Origin of the sequence: Rheinheimera marina (genome assembly GCF_042654345.1) — a bacterium.
Lineage (GTDB): Bacteria > Pseudomonadota > Gammaproteobacteria > Enterobacterales > Alteromonadaceae > Pararheinheimera > Pararheinheimera marina.
This window is the reverse complement of sequence record NZ_JBHSGB010000001.1, coordinates 372,371-391,510: the sequence shown is the minus strand read 5'-3', so window position 1 is coordinate 391,510 and position 19,140 is coordinate 372,371. Positions and strand designations below refer to the sequence as shown.

The 19,140-nt window shown below is 50.6% G+C and carries 13 protein-coding genes and 1 pseudogene; 5 read left to right on the top strand and 9 right to left on the bottom strand.

From position 1 onward, the window contains the following. The first annotated feature begins 8 nt into the window (after positions 1–8). From ACFO3I_RS01855 to ACFO3I_RS01835, 5 genes are all read left to right on the top strand, one after another. Complete coding sequence (locus ACFO3I_RS01855) at positions 9–1,493, top strand: tryptophan halogenase family protein (protein WP_377331282.1); 1,485 nt, start codon at positions 9–11, stop codon at positions 1,491–1,493. Next, positions 1,490–2,209, top strand: coding sequence for a DUF6445 family protein (locus tag ACFO3I_RS01850; protein WP_377331281.1), 720 nt, complete (start codon positions 1,490–1,492; stop codon positions 2,207–2,209). Before ACFO3I_RS01855 ends, ACFO3I_RS01850 begins: the two co-directional genes overlap by 4 nt. 113 nt (positions 2,210–2,322) lie before the next feature. Beyond that, positions 2,323–3,657, top strand: coding sequence for a GH1 family beta-glucosidase (locus ACFO3I_RS01845; RefSeq protein ID WP_377331279.1), 1,335 nt, complete (start codon positions 2,323–2,325; stop codon positions 3,655–3,657). Between the two features lie 71 nt (positions 3,658–3,728). After that, positions 3,729–5,075 (top strand): glycoside-pentoside-hexuronide (GPH):cation symporter, encoded by a 1,347-nt coding sequence (locus ACFO3I_RS01840; RefSeq protein ID WP_377331278.1) that lies wholly within the window; start codon positions 3,729–3,731, stop codon positions 5,073–5,075. A gap of 17 nt (positions 5,076–5,092) precedes the next feature. Next, a complete protein-coding gene (locus ACFO3I_RS01835) occupies positions 5,093–6,091 on the top strand; it encodes a LacI family DNA-binding transcriptional regulator (protein WP_377331276.1) in 999 nt (332 codons plus the stop codon). Here ACFO3I_RS01835 and ACFO3I_RS01830 read toward each other — a convergent pair. The 9 genes and pseudogenes from ACFO3I_RS01830 to ACFO3I_RS01790 all read right to left on the bottom strand — a co-directional run bounded on the left by ACFO3I_RS01830 (position 6,088) and on the right by ACFO3I_RS01790 (position 19,033). Beyond that, positions 6,088–8,736, bottom strand: coding sequence for a putative Ig domain-containing protein (locus ACFO3I_RS01830; protein WP_377331275.1), 2,649 nt, complete (start codon positions 8,734–8,736; stop codon positions 6,088–6,090). The genes ACFO3I_RS01835 and ACFO3I_RS01830 overlap by 4 nt on opposite strands. Positions 8,737–9,136: 400 nt before the next feature. Continuing rightward, positions 9,137–9,400, bottom strand: coding sequence for a hypothetical protein (locus ACFO3I_RS01825; RefSeq protein ID WP_377331273.1), 264 nt, complete (start codon positions 9,398–9,400; stop codon positions 9,137–9,139). Between the two features lie 2 nt (positions 9,401–9,402). After that, the gene (locus ACFO3I_RS01820) at positions 9,403–10,899 is read right to left on the bottom strand and encodes an RHS repeat domain-containing protein (protein WP_377331272.1); all 1,497 of its coding nucleotides are present in this window, start codon (positions 10,897–10,899) and stop codon (positions 9,403–9,405) included. 285 nt (positions 10,900–11,184) lie between these two features. Further along, positions 11,185–11,862 (bottom strand): hypothetical protein, encoded by a 678-nt coding sequence (locus tag ACFO3I_RS01815; protein WP_377331270.1) that lies wholly within the window; start codon positions 11,860–11,862, stop codon positions 11,185–11,187. A 527-nt stretch (positions 11,863–12,389) separates the two neighbouring features. Beyond that, positions 12,390–13,004 (bottom strand): annotated as a pseudogene (locus ACFO3I_RS01810) (RHS repeat-associated core domain-containing protein); the annotation flags it as partial. 106 nt (positions 13,005–13,110) lie between these two features. Further along, on the bottom strand, positions 13,111–13,551 hold the full coding sequence (locus ACFO3I_RS01805; RefSeq protein ID WP_377331267.1) for a hypothetical protein: 441 nt from the start codon (positions 13,549–13,551) through the stop codon (positions 13,111–13,113). Continuing rightward, complete coding sequence (locus ACFO3I_RS01800) at positions 13,548–14,651, bottom strand: RHS repeat domain-containing protein (RefSeq protein WP_465269129.1); 1,104 nt, start codon at positions 14,649–14,651, stop codon at positions 13,548–13,550. The genes ACFO3I_RS01805 and ACFO3I_RS01800 overlap by 4 nt, the downstream gene beginning before the upstream one ends. A 100-nt stretch (positions 14,652–14,751) precedes the next feature. Continuing rightward, a complete protein-coding gene (locus ACFO3I_RS01795) occupies positions 14,752–14,985 on the bottom strand; it encodes a hypothetical protein (protein WP_377331264.1) in 234 nt (77 codons plus the stop codon). A gap of 10 nt (positions 14,986–14,995) precedes the next feature. Further along, complete coding sequence (locus ACFO3I_RS01790) at positions 14,996–19,033, bottom strand: RHS repeat domain-containing protein (protein ID WP_377331263.1); 4,038 nt, start codon at positions 19,031–19,033, stop codon at positions 14,996–14,998. Positions 19,034–19,140: the final 107 nt, after the last annotated feature.

The following is a 19,140-nucleotide window of genomic DNA, read 5'->3' as shown; positions in this document are numbered from 1 at the left end:
AGCAACGAATGCAACCAAGAGTGCAAAAGGTGGTGATTGCCGGCGGCGGCACTGCAGGCTGGATGGCCGGGGCTGCACTGGCCAAAATGCTGGGCAAAAACCTGCAAATTACCCTGGTGGAATCCGAAGAAATTGGCACTGTCGGCGTGGGCGAAGCCACCATCCCTACCCTGCATATTTTTCACCGTTTGCTGGGCATTAAAGAAGCCGAGTTTATGGCTGCCACCAATGCCACTTTTAAGCTGGGTATTGCCTTTGAGCATTGGCACGACATCGACAAGCACTACATCCACTCTTTTGGTTTTTTAGGCAAAGACTGCTGGGCCTGTGGTTTTCAGCATTTCTGGCGTCGTGGTGTACAACTGGGCCTGGCCAGCCAGATTGGTGACTATTGCGTTGAACACCTGGCGGCCCGTGAAGGCCGTTTTGCGGTGTTGCCCAACCAGGACTTAAACCATGCTTACCATATGGACGCTGGCTTGTATGCCAAGTTCCTGCGCCAGCTGGCCGAACAACATGGCCTGAAACGCATTGAAGGCAAAATTGACCAGGTGCTGCAGCATGACGACGGCGCCATCAAAGCGCTGCAACTGCAGGACGGCCAACTGATTGAAGGCGACCTGTTTCTCGACTGCACCGGCTTTCGTGGCCTGTTGATTGAGCAGGCACTGCACACCGGCTACGACGACTGGAGCCACTGGCTGCCGTGCGACAGTGCGGTGGCGGTGCAAACTAAAACAGTGTCGGCGCCAGTGGCTTATACCCGCTCTATTGCCCACGACTCGGGCTGGCAATGGCGTATTCCGCTGCAAAGCCGGGTGGGTAATGGCATGGTGTTTTGCTCCAAATACTGGAGCGACGACGTTGCCAAACAAAAACTGCTGGAAAATTTGCAGGGCGAGCCATTGATGATGCCGAAAGTGCTGAAGTTCCGCACCGGCACAAGGCGCAAACACTGGAATAAAAACGTGGTGGCCATTGGCCTGTCCAGCGGCTTCCTGGAGCCGTTGGAATCGACCAGTATTCATCTGATCCAGCGTAATATCATCCGTCTGCTGCAGATGTTTCCGTCTTATGGCATTCAACCGGCCGACATTGCCGAATATAACCGCCAGGCGCAGCAGGAAATGGAGAACATCCGCGACTTTATTATTCTGCACTACAAACAAACCGACCGCAGTGACAGCCCGTTCTGGCGCTATTGCCAGTCGATGCCGGTGCCTGAGTCGTTGCAACACCGGTTGGATCTGTTTGCGCAAACAGGCCGGGTTTACAAAATTGGCCTGGAACTGTTTGGTGAAGCGTCCTGGCTACAGGTGATGATTGGTCAGGGCCTGATACAGCAACAGTATCACCCTATTGTCGACTCGATGAGCCCGGAAGAGCTGCGTGATTTTCTCGACAAGATCAAAGCCAATGTGCGAAAGACAGTGTCTGGCTATCCGGACGTGAACGACTTTATCCGGCATTACTGCCAGACGGCGGTGCAATGAGCTCCGTCGCTGCCGCCTCGCCTTATGCCCTGAACCCTCAGTTGCAGCCACAAATTTTGCAGCTGGGTGCTGAACAGTGCCCTGTGCTGGTGCTGGACCAGTTGCTGGCAGACAGCAGCACGTTGCTGCAGCAGGCCAGGCAAAGTCAGTTCAGTGATGTGCGCAGTTACCTCTACCCTGGTGTGCGGGCCGCATTGCCAAAAGCTTATGTGCTGGAAGTGCTACAAGCGTTGGCGCCTTTGGTACGGCAGCTGTACCAGATCCCACCTGAACTGAAGGTGCAGGCCGGTGACTGCAGTTTCTCGTTAATTACCAAAGCGCCAGCCGGGTTAAAGCCAATGCAGCGGGTGCCGCATTTTGACACCACTGATCCTTATGTCTTTGCGCTGCTGCATTATCTGGATGCTGGCGAGCATGGCGGGACTGGGTTTTTCCGCCAGCGCAGCACTGGCATCGACCGGGTTAGTGACGCCAACAAGGAACTGTATTTCAACAGCCTGCAGCAGTTTGTTGATGCCAAAGGGCTGGCTGACGGCTATATCCAGCAAGGCAATGAACATTTCGAGCTGTACCAGGCCCTGGATTATCAGCCCAACCGGCTGCTGCTGTACCCAGGTAATTTGCTGCACAGTGGCCTGGTGAATCCGGCCACGGACATCTCGGCAGCTATTCCGGGCGGTCGGCTGACCGCCAATCTGTTTATCCGCTTCAGTTAGCTAATTCCGGTAAGCAACTACCAGATTTCATAACGGCCGAAGCAAAAATGAAAGCGATTACATTTGGTCAAATAGACCAAACTGACAGACAAACAACAGAAAAGTGAACAACGATGAGCATGTACCAACTACCCGAGCATTCGCTGCTCCGCAAAAAACAGTTTTTGTACGGCGTGGCCACTGCGTCATTCCAGATTGAAGGTGCGGCTGACTCCCGGCTGCCCTGCATTTGGGATACGTTTTGTGCCACGGCCGGCAAGATTAAAGATGGTTCAGACGGCAAAACCGCCTGTGACCATCTGCGGTTATGGCGCGATGATTTAGATCTGATCGAATCACTGGGCGTGGACGCATATCGCTTGTCGTTGTCCTGGCCGCGGCTGATCCAACTGGATGGTGAGCTGAACCCGACAGGCCTGCAGTTTTATATTGATCTGCTGGACGAGCTGAAAGCGCGCAATATTAAGTCCTTCGTCACCTTGTATCACTGGGATTTGCCACAGCACCTGGAAGACAAAGGGGGCTGGCTCAACCGCGAAACGGCGTACAAGTTTGCTGATTACGTAGAAAAAGTCAGCACGGCTTTTGGTGACCGGGTGTACAGTTACGCCACGTTAAACGAACCTTTCTGCAGCTCGTTTTTAGGCTATGAAGTGGGCGTTCATGCGCCGGGTTTAACAGGCCGTGGCAATGGCCGTAAATCGGCGCACCACTTATTGCTGGCACACGGCTTAGGTTTGCAGGTGCTGCGCCGCACCGCGCCACATGCGCTTAATGGCCTGGTGCTGAACTTTACGCCTTGTTACCCGCACACCGACAGTGCTGCCGACAAAGCCGTCGCCGAGCAGGCCGACCAGTACTACAACCAGTGGTACCTGCAGCCGGTGATGACAGGCCAGTACCCGGATTATTTCCAGAAGCTGATCGCTGAAGAGAAGCCGGACATTCAACCGGGCGATATGGCGCTGATCAGCCAGCCGCTGGACTTCCTTGGGGTGAACTTCTACACCCGCCATGTCTACACCGCCAATTCCGACCAGGAGTTTGCCGTAGTCGATATGAAAGATGCCGAAAAAACCGATATTGGCTGGGAAATTTACCCGCAGGCTTTTTATGACTTGCTGACCTCTATGCATCAGAAGTACAAATTACCGCCCATCTACATTACAGAAAACGGCGCAGCCGGTGCCGACCATGTCGAAGAGGGCCAGGTGCATGACGAACAGCGGCAGCGTTATTACCAGCTGCATTTAAATGCGGTGCATCAGGCGGTGGAAGCCGGAGTGGATGTGCAGGGCTACTTTGCCTGGAGCCTGATGGACAACTTTGAATGGGCTGAGGGCTATTCGAAACGCTTCGGAATTGTGTATGTTGATTACAACACGCAGCAACGAACCATCAAACAAAGCGGTCATGCTTACCGCCAATTGCTGCAAAGCAGAACTTAATGCGCTCGGCTACCCCGCGCATGACGGGGTAGCACCACGATAAAAATCAAAAAAACAGGGTAGATCTAACTATGTTGAAGGTGCGGGAAAAAATAGCCTATGGCTTAGGGGATACCGCCAGTAACATCGTGTTTCAGACAGTGATGATGTTTCTGGCCTTCTTTTATACCGACATTTACGGTTTATCACCGGCTTTTGTCGGTTTTATGTTTCTGGCGGTGCGCATTATCGATGCAGTAACCGATCCGCTGATGGGCGCTTTTGCCGACCGGGTGCAAAGCAAATACGGTAAATTCCGGCCCTTTATTTTGTTCGGCGCCTTGCCTTTTGGTGTGATCAGTGTGATGGCGTTCACCACGCCGGATTTCTCCGCCGACGGCAAAATGATTTACGCCTTTGTCACCTACACCCTGCTGATGCTGGTGTACACCGCGGTAAATATTCCTTATTGCGCCTTGGGTGGCGTGCTGACCGCAGACCCGAAAGAACGGGTGTCGGTGCAGTCCTACCGCTTTGTCTGTGCCTTTATTGGTGGTTTGCTGGTGTCCAGCCTGACCTTGCCGTTGGTGGACTATTTTGGCGCGGGCGATAAAGCCAAAGGCTACCAGTTGACCATTCTGGTGATGAGTATTCTTGGCGTCGGCATGTTTTTACTCTGCTTTGCCGGTACCAAAGAGCGTATTCAAACTCAGATTGAAGCCAAACGGCCGTTTAAAGAAGACTTTAAAGCCTTGTGGCAAAACGACCAGTGGCGGGTACTGTCGCTGGCGGCCATTTTCCTGCTGACCGGCAATGTGCTGAAAAACACCATCGCCATTTACTACGTGAAGTATTACCTGCAGCAGCCTGACAGCATTACGCTGTTTATCACCCTGGGCATGCTGAGCAGTATGCTGGGTTGTATGCTGGCGCAGCCGCTGGCGCAAAAAGTCTGCAAGGTGAAAGCCTATATCGGCCTGCAACTGGCTGCTGCGGCCTTCTGCGCTCTGGCCTATTGGATTGCGGCGGACCAGCTTTGGTTTGCTTTTGCTGCCTTTATGGCGTGGAACTTCTGTTTTAATGCGGCCACCCCATTGCTGTGGGCGAAGATGGCTGACGCAGTCGACTACGGCCAGTGGAAAACCGGCGTGCGCACCACCGGCATGGTGTACTCCTCCATTATCTTCTTTATCAAGCTGGGCCTGGCCATTGGCGGCGCGGCGGCGGGTTGGTTGTTGTCTGGTTTTGGTTATCAGGCTGATGTTGAGCAAACAGAACAGGCCAAACATGGCATACTGCTGTCCTTCACTCTGTTGCCTGCTATTGGCTCGGTGCTGGTGGCGCTGGTGATGAGAAGTTACTTGCTCAATACTAAAAAAGTGGCTGAAATACATCAGGATTTACAACAACGTGGTCAGCTTGGCGATACAGCCGGATAAGGAACAACAGCGACACTATGGCAACCATTTATGACGTCTCACAGCTGGCAGGTGTGTCTTTAGCCACAGTGTCGCGTGTGATGAACAAAAGCGACAGCGTCAGCGACAAAACCCGTAAAAAGGTGCTGGAGGCGATGGACAAGCTGGGTTACCGGCCCAACACCTTTGCCCAGTCGCTGGCGTCCAACTGCTCAAACAGTATTGGTGTGTTGGTGTCGCAACTGGATGGTCCTTATTACGGCCCGATGATGGCGGAAATTGAAGAGTCACTGCGGCTCGACAATAAACACGTCATTATTGCGGTTGGCCACAGCAATGCCGAGCAGGAAATTGACAGTGTTGAGTTTCTGCTTGGTCGCGGTGTGGACGCACTGATCCTGGACGTGGAAGCCGTGTCCGACGAATACCTGATTGCCCTGAGTAAAGGCCCAACGCCGATAGTGCTGATTAACCGCTACATAGAGCCGATTAAAGAGCGCTGCATTTACCTGGAAAACGAACTGGGTGGCTACCTGGCCACCCGTCATTTGCTGGAGCTGGGCCACCGCGATATTGCGTATATCTCAGGCCCGGCGAAAAAACACGACGCCCAGGAGCGCCTGGTTGGCCATCAGCGTGCGCTGACCGAATACGGCGCCCGCTTTGACCCTTCCTTGTGTGTGGCTGGCGACTATAAAGAAGACAGCGGTGTGGCCTGTATGGAGCAATTGCTGCACAGCGGCAAGCCATTTACCGCCGTGGTCTGTGCCAACGACCAGATGGCGTCCGGCGCGATATCGGCCTGCCTGGAACGTGGCATGAAAATACCGCAGGAAATGTCTTTTGTCGGCTACGACAATATTCCGTTTGCCCGCTATGCGGTGCCAAAGCTAACCACCATCAACAACCCCATTCACGAAATGGGCAAAATGGCGGCGCTCTGGCTGCTGAAACACCTGTACAAAAAGAACGTGCAGGTGGACTCCGTGTTCGAACCCCAGCTGGTGGTACGCAGCTCAGCTATTCAGAAAGTTTAAGTCTGGGCTGGCGCAGGGCACCGGCTTTGTCCAAACTCTCGCCTGAGTGCCAGTAGCAGCAATGCCAGCAAGGATCCCCAACCAACAGACCCACCACTGCCTGAAGAGGATTCAGCAGGAGGGTTAGGCAAGTTCACTACTGGTCTGTCCCTCACTGTGCCGGAGAATGTCGCGGTGACCGAGGCTCCGGACGGGTCGGTGGCGGTTACGGTGAATTGGTATTGGCCTGCTGCCTTTGGTGTGGCCAGTACACCCTTTGCCTGCTGTACGAACCCTTCAGGTAAGTTTTGGGTTGTATAGGTCAGAGAATCGCCATCAATGTCTTCAATCGCCTCGTCGAACACAAGCAACCAACTGCTGCCAACGGTTAAGTCATTTATATAGTTTTCCATTCTCAGACTGGGGGCATCATTCAGGTTAAGTACTCTCAGCGATGTGCCAGCTGACGCTTGCCAGTCACCTTCAGTGACCCCAAACCCAATGCCAACCGTTGCATTGTAGCGGGCAACCTCATTCTGCGTGTTCAGCTGCCAGCGGTTATTGCCTAATTCCTGCCATAAGCGCTGTCTAGGCACCCAAAATTCTTCAGACCATCCCCAGGCTGTGACACTAAGGCCAGATAAGGGCGTCAGAATTTGAGTTGCGTCGACAACCAATGATTCGCCCTGCAATACAGATACCGGCAGTTCCCTGCCTGTAAATTGCAATAACGGAAAGGCTAATTGATGCCGGGTGATCATGGCGTCAGTTGTCAACTGTGTATCTCCCATGGTCATCAATAACACCTGCCCTGTCAGATCACTGTGAAAGTGATGCGAGCGATAAAAGGGGCTGGATTCATTAGCAAAGTTGAATCGTATGACTTGCTTATAATCAGAGGAATAACGGAATAAGGTCAAAGGGGTGGTGCACAATACATCTTGTTCTGTGCGTAGGTAACAATTTGAAGTCAGTTCGCTATTGAAACTGGGGCTAAAAGTGCCTTGCGCAGGTCCTTCAAGAATAAGATGATTATTCACTCCAAGTAATACACCGCTGTCTTTTATATACACTTTTGTCTGGGACATAAAATCGTAACTTACTTTTGTCTTCCAGCGAGGCTGCAAGCCCGATGCAGTCAATTCATACATTTCCGCATCGACGTTATCGCCACTTTGGGCATGAAATAACAGGACTCCTTGCCGTGTAAATACGGGCGTCTGTCTTTGGCTTGGCATTTCAAATGACTGGCATTGAGAAGGGGTGCGAAGAGCACTTGCTGACTGGCAGGAGACAATAATTCCTTTTATCCGCGCCACAAGCAGAGAGTCATTGGTGTCATTGTAGAATAACGGTTCGATAGACCCTTCACCTTGAGTTGTTGGAATTTCAATCTGTTCAAAGGTCTGATCAGGAGTCCACAACTTTAGATAGAGGCGCTGGGTGTTTTGGTCTAGCCCTGCCACCCACCAGTTTTGCTGGTGCTGGGCCACCTGGTTAATAAGCACATATTGGTAGGTCGGAGTTGCTAAATGAACATAACCCTGCAATTTGGGCATTTGGCCTTGTTCTGCGGACCAGATTTGCTTGCCGTTAAAACCAGTAGCAAAACCGTTTGCCTCAGGAAAAGATTGATAGTCGGACAAGGACAACCCGAGTTTGTATTGCCAGTCATCGCCTTTATAGTAATAGCGGCCGTCGTTAGGATCTTTTTGCCAATATTCAAAGTTACGGAAGATTTTGTCACCGGCATCATAGAGAAAGGATTGTAAGTTTGGCAGAGACGATGGGTCGTAAAAAAAGTTGTCGCCAATGCGGCGCTCGTCAATCACCTCACCTGAGGCATTTAAGCGCAAAAAGGCTAAATAGCCAGTCTCAGAGTTTGCTACAGCTTTCTCAGCCAAAACCAAAGCAGTATTCGAATTTTGGTATCGCGTCATTACGCCATCGATTGTGTTAAGCAGGCTTAAATCAGCCAAGGCGTAGGTTTGGATCTGACGTTCTTGCTGTTTGTAAACGGAAATAGAGTTAGCCTGTTGATGGAAAAACAAGAGCCCCCCGTCCAGCTTTTGCTTTAACTGATAACCTGTACCCGTGTTCTGGTAGATATAGGTTTGAGATTCTGCGCAGGAAAATAGCAGCCAGTCTTTGGTGCGCGTTAATGCGGTAACCCGAAAGCAACCAGTGTTTTCAAGCTGTTGCAGTTGGATTTCCCCTGCGACAAGCTCCGCTGTATAAAGAGTTTCACCTTGGGCCAGGGTAATACCTTCGCTGTCCAGCGCCGCGGTAAAATCTATCCAGGTGAAGTAGTGAGAGGGGCGGGCTGTTTCGCTAAACAGTTGCAGATCATGCTCAGACCGCTGGTAGGCCATAATCTTTTGTTCGTCAATGGTCCAGACATAGTTTGAGGACGCAGCTAGTCGGCTAACGTATGGCGTCACGCCAAACACCGCTTTTGGGCGCCACTCGCCATCGACATACTGGGTTTGCATAATCTTTTTGCCAGATAAAAACCATAAGTTCTGATCCGGGCTCAGGCTATAAGTGGAAATTTGCTCGGGGTGAAAAGGGGAAAGAGTAGTTTGTTCATCTGCTTGGCTAGGAGTAAAGCCAGCCAGCAGTAACAGTACCCAAAACATAAAGAACCATATAGGTTTTTCTTTCATGACGCATCCTTGTGTATACAACTGTTTGGACCTGATTGTACTACATTTGCTAAGGCGCGCAATAATTCACTTAATCATTGATCAGAAAGAAATTTACTTGCGCCAAATGAGTGTTCTAATCATAAGGTGCTGGTGGTTTTGCCGGGCCGTACATCGACCCGGCGCAGCAGTTCACGGTTGGGGCCGTAGTCAAAACTGGTGGTGTCTGCGAGGCTGCGGCTACCTGAATAGCCGCTGTTTGCTCAAAAAGAAGAACACTTTTTAAAGATCGCTAAAAACTCTGATCTCAATCAGGGGTTTTTAGTGAACAACTTAAGCCGGATTATTTAACTTTTAAACAATTCGGCTTTACAAACCCCTTCAATAATCTCGCCGGACATTCGGGCAGGACACCGTTGGTTCAATCGAGCTTTGTATGCATTGCATCACGAATGTCATCAAGCGAATGAAGATATTCGTTTGGGGATTCTTTACTATCTATTCCATACAAGTACATTATTCCCGACCAAATTTTTTTCTCGTCATCCATCGGATAAAAAACCAAACTCCCTAATTCTGATTTCTGGACAACCTCATAAGCCCACCTATCAGCAGCCTCGCGAGAAAGATTACCCTCTATTACTTTTTGAAAAACCTCGCGCACATCAGCAAGCGTAATTTTCATAATTACCAGCTCCCAGTGTAATTACCATCACGATCAAAGATATAGTGTGTTTTAGACCCGTTGTTCATCTCAGGTCTTATCTGGCGAACGTTCCCGCTATGATCCAACGTTTCGTGCCATCCACGGGATCTTCCTGTGGCAGGATCAAATTCATGAACATACCGACGACCAGCCATCTCACCAGGCTTGCTTGCAGACTGTAATTCACCATAATAACGCACACGCCCATTTTCGAGCTCTTTTACACCGGCTTGGCCATATTTCTGCGAGTATCCAAGGTGTTTTGATAAATCAGCAGCTTGCTTCGCGCTTTCTGCACCAGTCCTTACCACCTGCGAAGCCGCCTTCCATTTCTGAAAGGCTTTAAACGCCACTCGTACCGCCACACCGCCCGGTATTACAACAGCAGCGACTTCTGCTGAAGCAATAGCCCATTCGGTGTAACTGCAGGCATTGCTACTGGCGCAGCTGACAAGCGCAGACCCCGGCATAAAATCCACCGCCATTTCCGCCAGCATCTCTGCATCATCCCAGAATGAGTTGCCGTTCACGGCTTGCGCCAGGCCTGCCGTTATCGCGCCATTGGCAAATTTGCCACCGGTCAGCTCGGAAATGGTGCCGCCTACCAATGCTGCCACTATAGCACGGGCTGCATTAAGTCCATCGCCAACACCAGGGATCAGCGAGTTCACATCTAACCCTTTGGTGAAACCCGCACTCCAGAACCCATGACCAAACTTGCCGCCACCCAAGACTGAAGTGATTCCTCCAGTCACTGCATGTGTGCCTACGTGTCCGGCTCCCCCTTGGGCCCAGAAACCTTTGTCAGCCTTAAAGCTGGCCCCGACCTGCTGAAACGCGGCTCCCGAAATAGCCCCAACCGCAGCCCCGCGCAAACTGCCTGTGGCGACACCCCCAGACATAAACCCAAAAGCTGCGGCTTGGTACCAGTTTGCTGTTGCCCATGCACCAATAGGGTTGATGAACATCAGTGCAAAGCCAACAAAAGGCGCAAACTTACCAAACGCCTTATTCAGCGCTTTAAAAATATACCCACTGGGGTCGGTATAACTCATTGGGTTATTCAGCACATAACTGTATCTGTTATAACTCTGCAAATTAGTGGGTGATTGAATAAACGGATCCGCCTGCATAAACCTGCCAAGCACAGGGTTATAGGTGCGCCCGCCCATATGAATCACTTCAAAGTCATTGACCATTTCATGGCCTGTGTAGCCCGAGCTTACCGCCTGACTGCTGTAAGTCAGGCTGGTGGTGGTGACCTCAAACTGTTTGCCCCAGGGGTCGTAGATGAATTGCTGAACAATGCCACCAGTGGGATTGGTAATGGCGGTGGTGCTGCCCTGCTGGTCTTTGTGCAGGTAATACACCTGGTCGCCCCCTGCGGTTCTTCGGGTAGCCACTGCATCGCCAAAATAGAACTTATGCTCCACCACCCCGGAAGGCAGGGTGACTTTTTCAAACAAGGAGCCGAGCATTAAGGTGCTGGTGGTTTTACCGGGCCGTACATCGACCCGGCGCAGCAGTTCACGGTTGGGTTTGCCGCTGACGTTGTACTGGTAGTTGCCTGCGAGGCAGCGGTTCCCTCAATAGCCATCGCTCGCTCAAAAGAATATGATTTTTTAAGGAACGCTACAAACTCTGCTCCCTTTCAGGGATTTTTAGTTAAAAACCCAAGCCAGATTGTTTGAATTTTAAACAAATGGCGTTACCAAAACCTTCAATCATCTTGCCGTACACTCGGACAGGACAACAACGGGACATCAGGTTTTACCCCCGTTGAGTACTCTCCATGAATCTATTTTCCTAAGCACTGAGTTTATAATTTTGTCAGCATGACCTATCAGATTTTTCTCGGAAGTCGTAAGGCTTAGAATCACATTCTGATATTCAATATCAATCCTACATGACGTAGGAATATCTATAGATTCATGACTTTGTTCACTCCCTTTCATGCCTCCCATAGGAATACAATCAGCTACCCACTTAGCCTTAACATCAGTCTCATAAATAATAGTTTGCTGTTTTGGAAAAGCTTGCCAACTAATACGAGTATTACCATTGAACAGGCGGTAGCTATTCTCAAACTCGACAAGTTGCTTCCCTTCAATCGAAAACTCTACAGGACGTGAAAATAACGGCGAGATGCCTGTCAACTTTGTGCCCTCACGCGAATACAGTATTGCGGTAATAGAGTTTTTGGGCAGCCAAGCATCAGCGCCTAAGTATTCCGAAAAATCCTGATCTTGGTTAAAAGTCAAACCAACCATACCAGCATCACTATCACCCTCTTCCATTTCAAACACCGAAGGTGGGGTAATCAAATACTCGGCAGGAATTTGATAGACCGAATCCCCCAATAGCACCGATTTTTGAATATCACAGCCAGCCACACTTATTAAAGAGAGCACACATATCCAGAATAAATTTGTTCTCATCATCGAATTGCCGCCCCTTTATGGTCACAACCTGCACACCATATTGACCTCATCAAATTTGGCGAAGTATTGAAAAGCGTCCCTCCAAATTGCCCTGCCCCTAAGCCATGCTGACTGAACACTCCATGATGATATGCAGCCACTTGAGTTGGACTAAGCAACCCTGGTATGCCTATTTTGTTATTAAAATCAAAGTCAACAGCACTGATATGAGCCCTCATTAAGTCAACACCTAACGCATTTAGCGCGTCCCCTTGCAGACCTGTAAAAAAGTTGGCTTCACGCCCTCCTACATTCCGGCTCCAACAGCACCTAAAACAGTTGTTGTTGTGTCTATTTTTATGTCTTCGGTTGACAGGTTGCTTAGCCCCTTTTCAGTAGCGGCGCTTGCTACTGAGCCCAAAGCTTGCCCGCCTAAACTTGCAACTGCTCCCGCTGCTGCTAAGCCCGCTACATGCGATGTTTGAGGTGCTGCGAATCCTACAGCTCCACCTGCAATTGCTCCGGCGATTGTTCCAATGGCTGTTGCTTTAAATCCTGAGCCTGAAGCTACAAAACCTCCAGAGGCTCCTGCGATGGCTCCGTAAATAGCCCCCGGTATTCCCCAGTTCCACCATATTCATCGGGTCATTCCCGACATAGGCGTACCAGTTGATGCCGTCTTTGTAGCCCAGTGGGTCGGTTTGTAAAAACCTTCCAAGCTTCGGATGGTACACCCGTGCTTTGTAATGGTACAGCTCGGTGCCCGGCAGCAGAATTTGCCCCGTATACCGAAAACGCGCTCCACTACTATTTATCGGCTCGCCATAAGGGCCGTACTGATGGGTGGTGGTGACAGTGCCAGCGCTATTGGTTTCGGCGATGACACTGCCACGTTCGTCGGTTAACAGGTACGAAGGTGAGCCTGTTCCTGACCCCTCAAACCACACCAGCGGGTCGTCGCTGCCTGCACCATGCACATGGCGGCGTAATAGAGTGCCGCTGCTGTTGTACTCCGCCACCAGCTCATTGCCGTCGTAGAGGAAGGTGGTCGCCGTACCGTTTAGGCTGCTGCTGTTTAAACGCCCGCTGGCGTCATAGCCCAGGCTTAAGGTGCTGCCGGTTTTAACGGCGGAGGTTAAGCGGTTATGCGCGTTGTAGCTGTATGGGTTGAGCTCGTTGGCGGTGTAGTGAAGGCTATAACTTAAAAAAAAGCCCGCTCAGTCGCTGACTGAGTGGGCTTGGTTTTAGGGGCCAGCTGTAAGACTTGACTCAGTGGTTCCTATTTTTTTCTAATTGCCGAACGTCGTAACTCATGTATAGCAAGCAATTTCCTTCGCCATACGAAATTGAGAACTTTGCATTTTCCAACAGATTTTCGGGTGGGAATAACTCAGCAACCAGAAGGCTGTTATCTGGATGATCTTTGGATGTAGCTATTGGTATAACCCATAATGGCTCATTAGTTTTGCTTGAAATGCCAGCTAACTCGATAGAATGAAATTTTTCCCCATTGAGGACCTTTGGTAAAAAGACTTCGATCCCAACCCATCCATTGTTCTTTGTTCGTTTTATATTAAATGTAAAGTTCCTTTGATTTAAGGCACTCAACTCTTTAACTGATTCGGCAGAGATGTAGCAACTATCCGCAATGCATCCAAATGAAATGATAAATGGTAAAATTTTCAATAAAATTTTCAATAAAATTTTCATGGGTAGACCTCACTCATTACATAGTCTGGATTCTCATGCCGATTCCCAATATCTATAGCTTTATATCGCATATTTTCTAACGGGGAACCATACCTATATGGCGGTCTGTCGTTGGAGTGTCGTAACCCAGCATTATGTAAAGCCTCGTGCCCTATCATGAATTTAAAATGGCCGCCACCAAATTGTGAATGTTCCGTATTAACAGACATCCAGCTACCGCCTATAGGGGCCTCGCCAAATTTTCTTGCTTCCCAACCTGATTGGTTTGCCGTTGTTGCATAAGCCATAAATCCACCCGAAGCCTTGGTCCCTGTGCTGTCTAAAGCTTTTGTGGCTTTATCAAGACTCGATGCCATAGAATTCAGCTGAGATGCAGAATAGCCATCTTCGGTTGTTTCTCCGTCTTTCAGGTTACTTGCCATATCTTTGAGCTTTGAGCTTACGTTTTTCATGTCTTTTGACAGCTGTTTTTGCGCTTTATCAAACTTCTTCCAGCTCTCATTGCTCCAGCCTTTACCCCGACCGTAAGTTCCCTGTGGATCAACCATATTCATCGGATCATTGCCGACATAGGCGTACCAGTTGATGCCGTCTTTGTAGCCCAATGGGTCGGTTTGCAGAAAGCGGCCTAATTTCGGATGGTACACCCGTGCTTTGTAATGGTACAGCTCGGTGCCCGGTAACAGAATTTGCCCGGTATACCGAAAACGCGACGCACTGCTGTTGATAGGCTCGCCATAAGGGCCGTACTGGTGCGTGGTCGTCACTGTGCCTGAAGCGTTGCTTTCCGCTATCACACTGCCACGTTCATCGGCCAGTAAATAGCTGGGCGAACCGGTGCCCGAGCCTTCAAACCACAGCAGTGGGTCGTCACTGCCGGCACCATGCACATAGCGGCGCAGCAGGGTGCCGCTGCTGTTGTACTCCGCCACCAGCTCGTTGCCGTCGTAGAGGAAGGTGGTCGCCGTGCCATTGAGTGTGCTGCTGTTTAAACGCCCGCTGGCGTCATAGCCCAGGTTTAAGGTGCTGCCGGTTTTAACGGCCGAGGTCAAGCGGTTATGCGCGTTGTAGCTGTAGGTCCAACCGTCATGCGTGCGCAGATGGCAACTTACCGTAACTTAATGAAATAAAAGAAAAGTCCCACTCAGTTAGTGGCTGAGTGGGACTTGGAGAACAAGGAAAATAAGTGGTTAAAATTGTTTATTCAGAGAACTGCTCCATTGAGTTTAATATGAGTTCAGCCTCCCTTTTAGCCAATGCAATGTCACCAAATCGCCCAGATGGATCTGGCGATACTCTTACAAAATAATGCTGTTCTTCCTCGTCATCATACTTAGCAGCATACATTTCCAACCTGTAAGAACCATCACATGGACCTACAATTTTTATATAAAAATTTCCATTACTTGCTTCTATTCGCATCAATTCAGTCATACATAAATCTCTAGCAGCTATTTTTTTTGATTCTTGAACCTATGCATACCATCGTTTTCGGCTCCATAACTTTGTTGGTTGATGCGTCTCTAAAAGCATGTGTCTCAATTGATTGTCTATCTTTCGATATATGCTTGCTTGAACTAACTTTTTGAACGTTCTTCGCGTCAATACCATACTGAGCTGCAACCCTATTCGCCTGTTTTGCTGGTTGGCTGATAATAGTACCTCCGCCGCTTGCTAGTTCCGTTAATTGATGGTCAGAAGCTAACTGCTTTTCTAGCCTAACTCCATTCATCGTTGATTCTGCACCACGGCTTACATTTGCTGTTCTCGCTAAAACGCCTGCAAAAAATGCATCTGTTGGATCAGGTATCAATAAACTGGCAGCTCCAATAACCAGCATAGCGCCAACAGCTTGTTGCTCAAGCGTCAAATCTTGCTGCCCCGTAGGTCCGACCCCTTTATCCATTGGTGTGAGCGGAAACGGTACTCCTGTTCCTCCACTCGGATCCACCATATTCATCGGATCATTGCCGACATAGGCGTACCAGTTGATGCCGTCTTTGTAGCCCAATGGGTCGGTTTGTAAAAACCTTCCGAGTTTTGGATGGTACACCCGTGCTTTGTAATGGTACAGCTCGGTGCCCGGCAGCAGAATTTGCCCTGTATACCGAAAACGCGACGCACTGCTGTTGATAGGCTCGCCATAAGGGCCGTACTGGTGCGTGGTCGTCACTGTGCCTGAAGCGTTGCTTTCCGCTATCACACTGCCACGTTCATCGGCCAGTAAATAGCTGGGCGAACCGGTGCCCGAGCCTTCAAACCACAGCAGTGGGTCGTCACTGCCGGCACCATGCACATAGCGGCGCAGCAGGGTGCCGCTGCTGTTGTACTCCGCCACCAGCTCGTTGCCGTCGTAGAGGAAGGTGGTTGCCGTACCGTTTAAGGTGCTGCTGTTTAAACGCCCGGTAGCGTCATAACCTAACGCGAGCGTGCTGCCGGTTTTAACCGCAGAAGTTAAGCGGTTATGGGCGTTGTAGCTGTAGGTCCAACCGTCATGGGTGCGCAGGTTGCCGTTATTGTCGTAGGTCAGACTGTTGCTGCCAATATAGCTGTATTGGTTCAGCTCGTTGGCGGTGTAGTAGCTAATTTGCGACTGCACAGGGATAGCCGTTTGCCAGGCACTGTTGTCCACAGTGCGGTGGTTCAGTTGACCAGCCGGGTTGTAGTTAAAGGCCGTGGTGTTGATGCTGGCATGGTTAAGGTTTTCCAACTGACCTTTAGGGGTATAGCTCAGGCTGGAGTTCCGGCCATTGCCACGGGTAATGGTGCTTAACTGCCCAAAGCCGTTGTAGTTGTAGCTGACCAGGGTGAAGGAACCATTCAGTTGAATGGTGGTTTGGGCCCCATCGGGGGCGTAGCTGTAGCTGAGATAGACGCCATCCGGAAAAGTCATGCGCGTGCGCTGGTTGGTAGCCGCGTCATACTGATAACTCAGGCTACGGCCATTGGTGGTGCTTTGTGCCACCCGGCCAGCCAGGTCGTAAGTGGTTCCTACAGTCTGGCTGCCGCGGGTCACCAGCGTCTGGCGGCCCAGGCCGTCATAGTCATAGACAATATCGCTTTCACCGCCGACATAAGTGCGGGTGACATTCAGCAGGCCGTCGTACTCATGGCTGATAAGCACGCCGTCCCGTTTACGCAGGCTTTGCAGGGTGCCGTTGGCGTTGTAGCTGTTTTCTTCATAGCTACCGTCGGCAAAGGTGGTGCGTTTGAGGCGGTCAAAGCCGTCGTAGCTGTAGCTGGTGGTATTGCCCCGGCCATCCGTGCGGCTTTGCACCTGACCGTTAGGGGTGTACGACATGGCCACATCCACCGCTTCGGCGCTGGTGTTAAAGGCGGTAAGAATTTGCGTTTCCCGCGACAGTACGTCGTAGCTGGTTTTCACCACCCGGTCGTCACCAAAGTTGCCCGAGATATACAGGCTGCAGGCGTCATTCGGCAGGGCGGCGAAGTAGTCTTTGTTCATGCGGGTGGCGCTGCAGGCCAGGCGGTTGCGGCTGTCGTAGCTAAACTGCTGCACCGACAAGGTGGTGTCTGCTATCTGACTGATTTTGGTCACTAAACCATTGCTGTTAAAGTCTTTGCTTTCGGTTAAACGCTGACCTTCAAAGGATGGGCCGGCGTCCACCTTCACATAACCTGTAATGGTTTGATACACCTGGTCGTCCTGGTTGCGGTAGCTGAAATTGGTCGCAACACGAGTGCCAAACTGATTTTTTGGCCCAATTTCCCAGGTTTTGCGGCCAATGCTGTCGTAATAGGAATACACCGCGTCATCGGTGCCTGCGTCCGGGCCATCGGCAACCGTCTGGCGGCCAGCGTTGTCATAGGAATAACTGGTGACTTGGCTAAAACTATTCACCCCATTGGTTTTGGTTTCTGTCGCCACCAGGGCGGTGTTGTTCCAATAGGTGTATTTGGTGACCTGTTCGTGCTGGGTGCCGCAGGTGCTTGGGGTGCAAACCGACACTTTGGTCAGGCGCTTGAAGCCTGCCAGATTATCATAAGTGTAAGTGGTCAGGCGGCGCTCGCCATTGTCCCCTACAGGTTCGCGTTTGGTCTGAACAGCTCCGGTGTCTGCATAATAGGTGTAGTCAGTGGTATTGCCTGAGCCGTCGGTGATGCTGCTGGGGCGAAAGCAAAGGATATCAAGGCAGGCACTGGCTCCAGGGTAAATGGCGGTTTCGACAATATCGGCCTGGCCAGAGCCAGGTTTGGCTACCTGACGTTTTTGCGTAATATTGCCAAAAACATCGTAAGTGAATTCCAGCCGGTTTTGTTCCGGGTAGGTTACTTTCTGTAACCTGTCCCCTGTGGTGTATTCGTACAAAGTGCTTTGGCCTAAACCATTGGTGTCTTTGGTAATGCGGGCTCTTTGGCTTTTTACGTCGCCATAAATTTGCAAATCCAGCATCCGGCTATAGCTGGCCGGGCCGCTAATGGTCACTTTGGTGAAAAATTTGCGTGGGTCCGGGCTACCCGAGGTGTTGTAGCTGTAGCTGTAGTTCAGGCCATTGTTGGTGACCGAAGTGGCAAACAGGTTATGGCTTTGGCCTGAATAATTCAGCGTCGCAGAGGAGACTTGTTGGCTGCTACTGCCATTGCCGGGTAATGTCAGGCTGAAGTTGCCGCTTGCTTCGCTGCCGCCAGAAGCGTTGGCATAACCGCTGTAGGTCCAGCTGCGGCCAGATAAATCGGTCACTGTGCCATTGGTGCCATAGGTGTATTTGGCCAGGGCAACGCCTGTAGCTGAGCTTTTGCTAAGGGTGGCGGTTTGTAGTTTGCTCCAGCCACCAGTACCCGTGGCCAGGTCATTCGACATATAGGTCAGGGCAATTTGATACCCCAGGGTCGAAGTGATGAGGGTTGGGCGATGAAAGGTGATCAGTGAGTTCACGCTGGCGTCAAAGCCTTTGTCATAACTGATGTTAATGGTTTCGCCGTCCGGGTAATAAATGGCGGTGGCGTACCAGGTGCCCTCCCGGTCTTTATTGATTGCTGCATTGTTGGCGTAGGACACAAAAGATGAGCTGGAATTGTATTGCACCCGAATGCCTGTACTGCCTTGGGTGTAGATAAAGCTGGACGAGGCGTTGGTTACAACTCCGGAAATTTCTGAGCCTGTAGTGACAGTGGATTCACAGATGTCCATTTTACAGCTGAACTGCTCTGAGGTATTGCCACCAAAAGTCACAGAAAAGGTTTGAAAGCGTTCGGTGTAGCCGCTGAAAAAGGCACCGCTTTTATACAAAACTCCGGTCATTCTGGAATCAAAGCGTTGCAGCGATTCCAGCGAAAGCCGTGGTGCTGCCGGTACACTGAGTACCGGCATTTGTGGGTGAAACTTGCCGGACAATAAATCAATTTGGTTAACGTCTTTTTCAACGCTCAAAGGTTTTAACAGTGGCAGCGCTTCTTCGGCCTGCGACAGAAAGGCGCTGGCCAGGCAGCATAATGCTAAGCCGGTTCGAATTTTAAACATAGTAAGTAGTCCTTTTACTGCGGTCCGTAGATCAGTTCTGAATGCCATTCACTTGAATAATGCGACCTTGAGAAGCGGATAAGCCGTTGTTATGACACCAAACCACC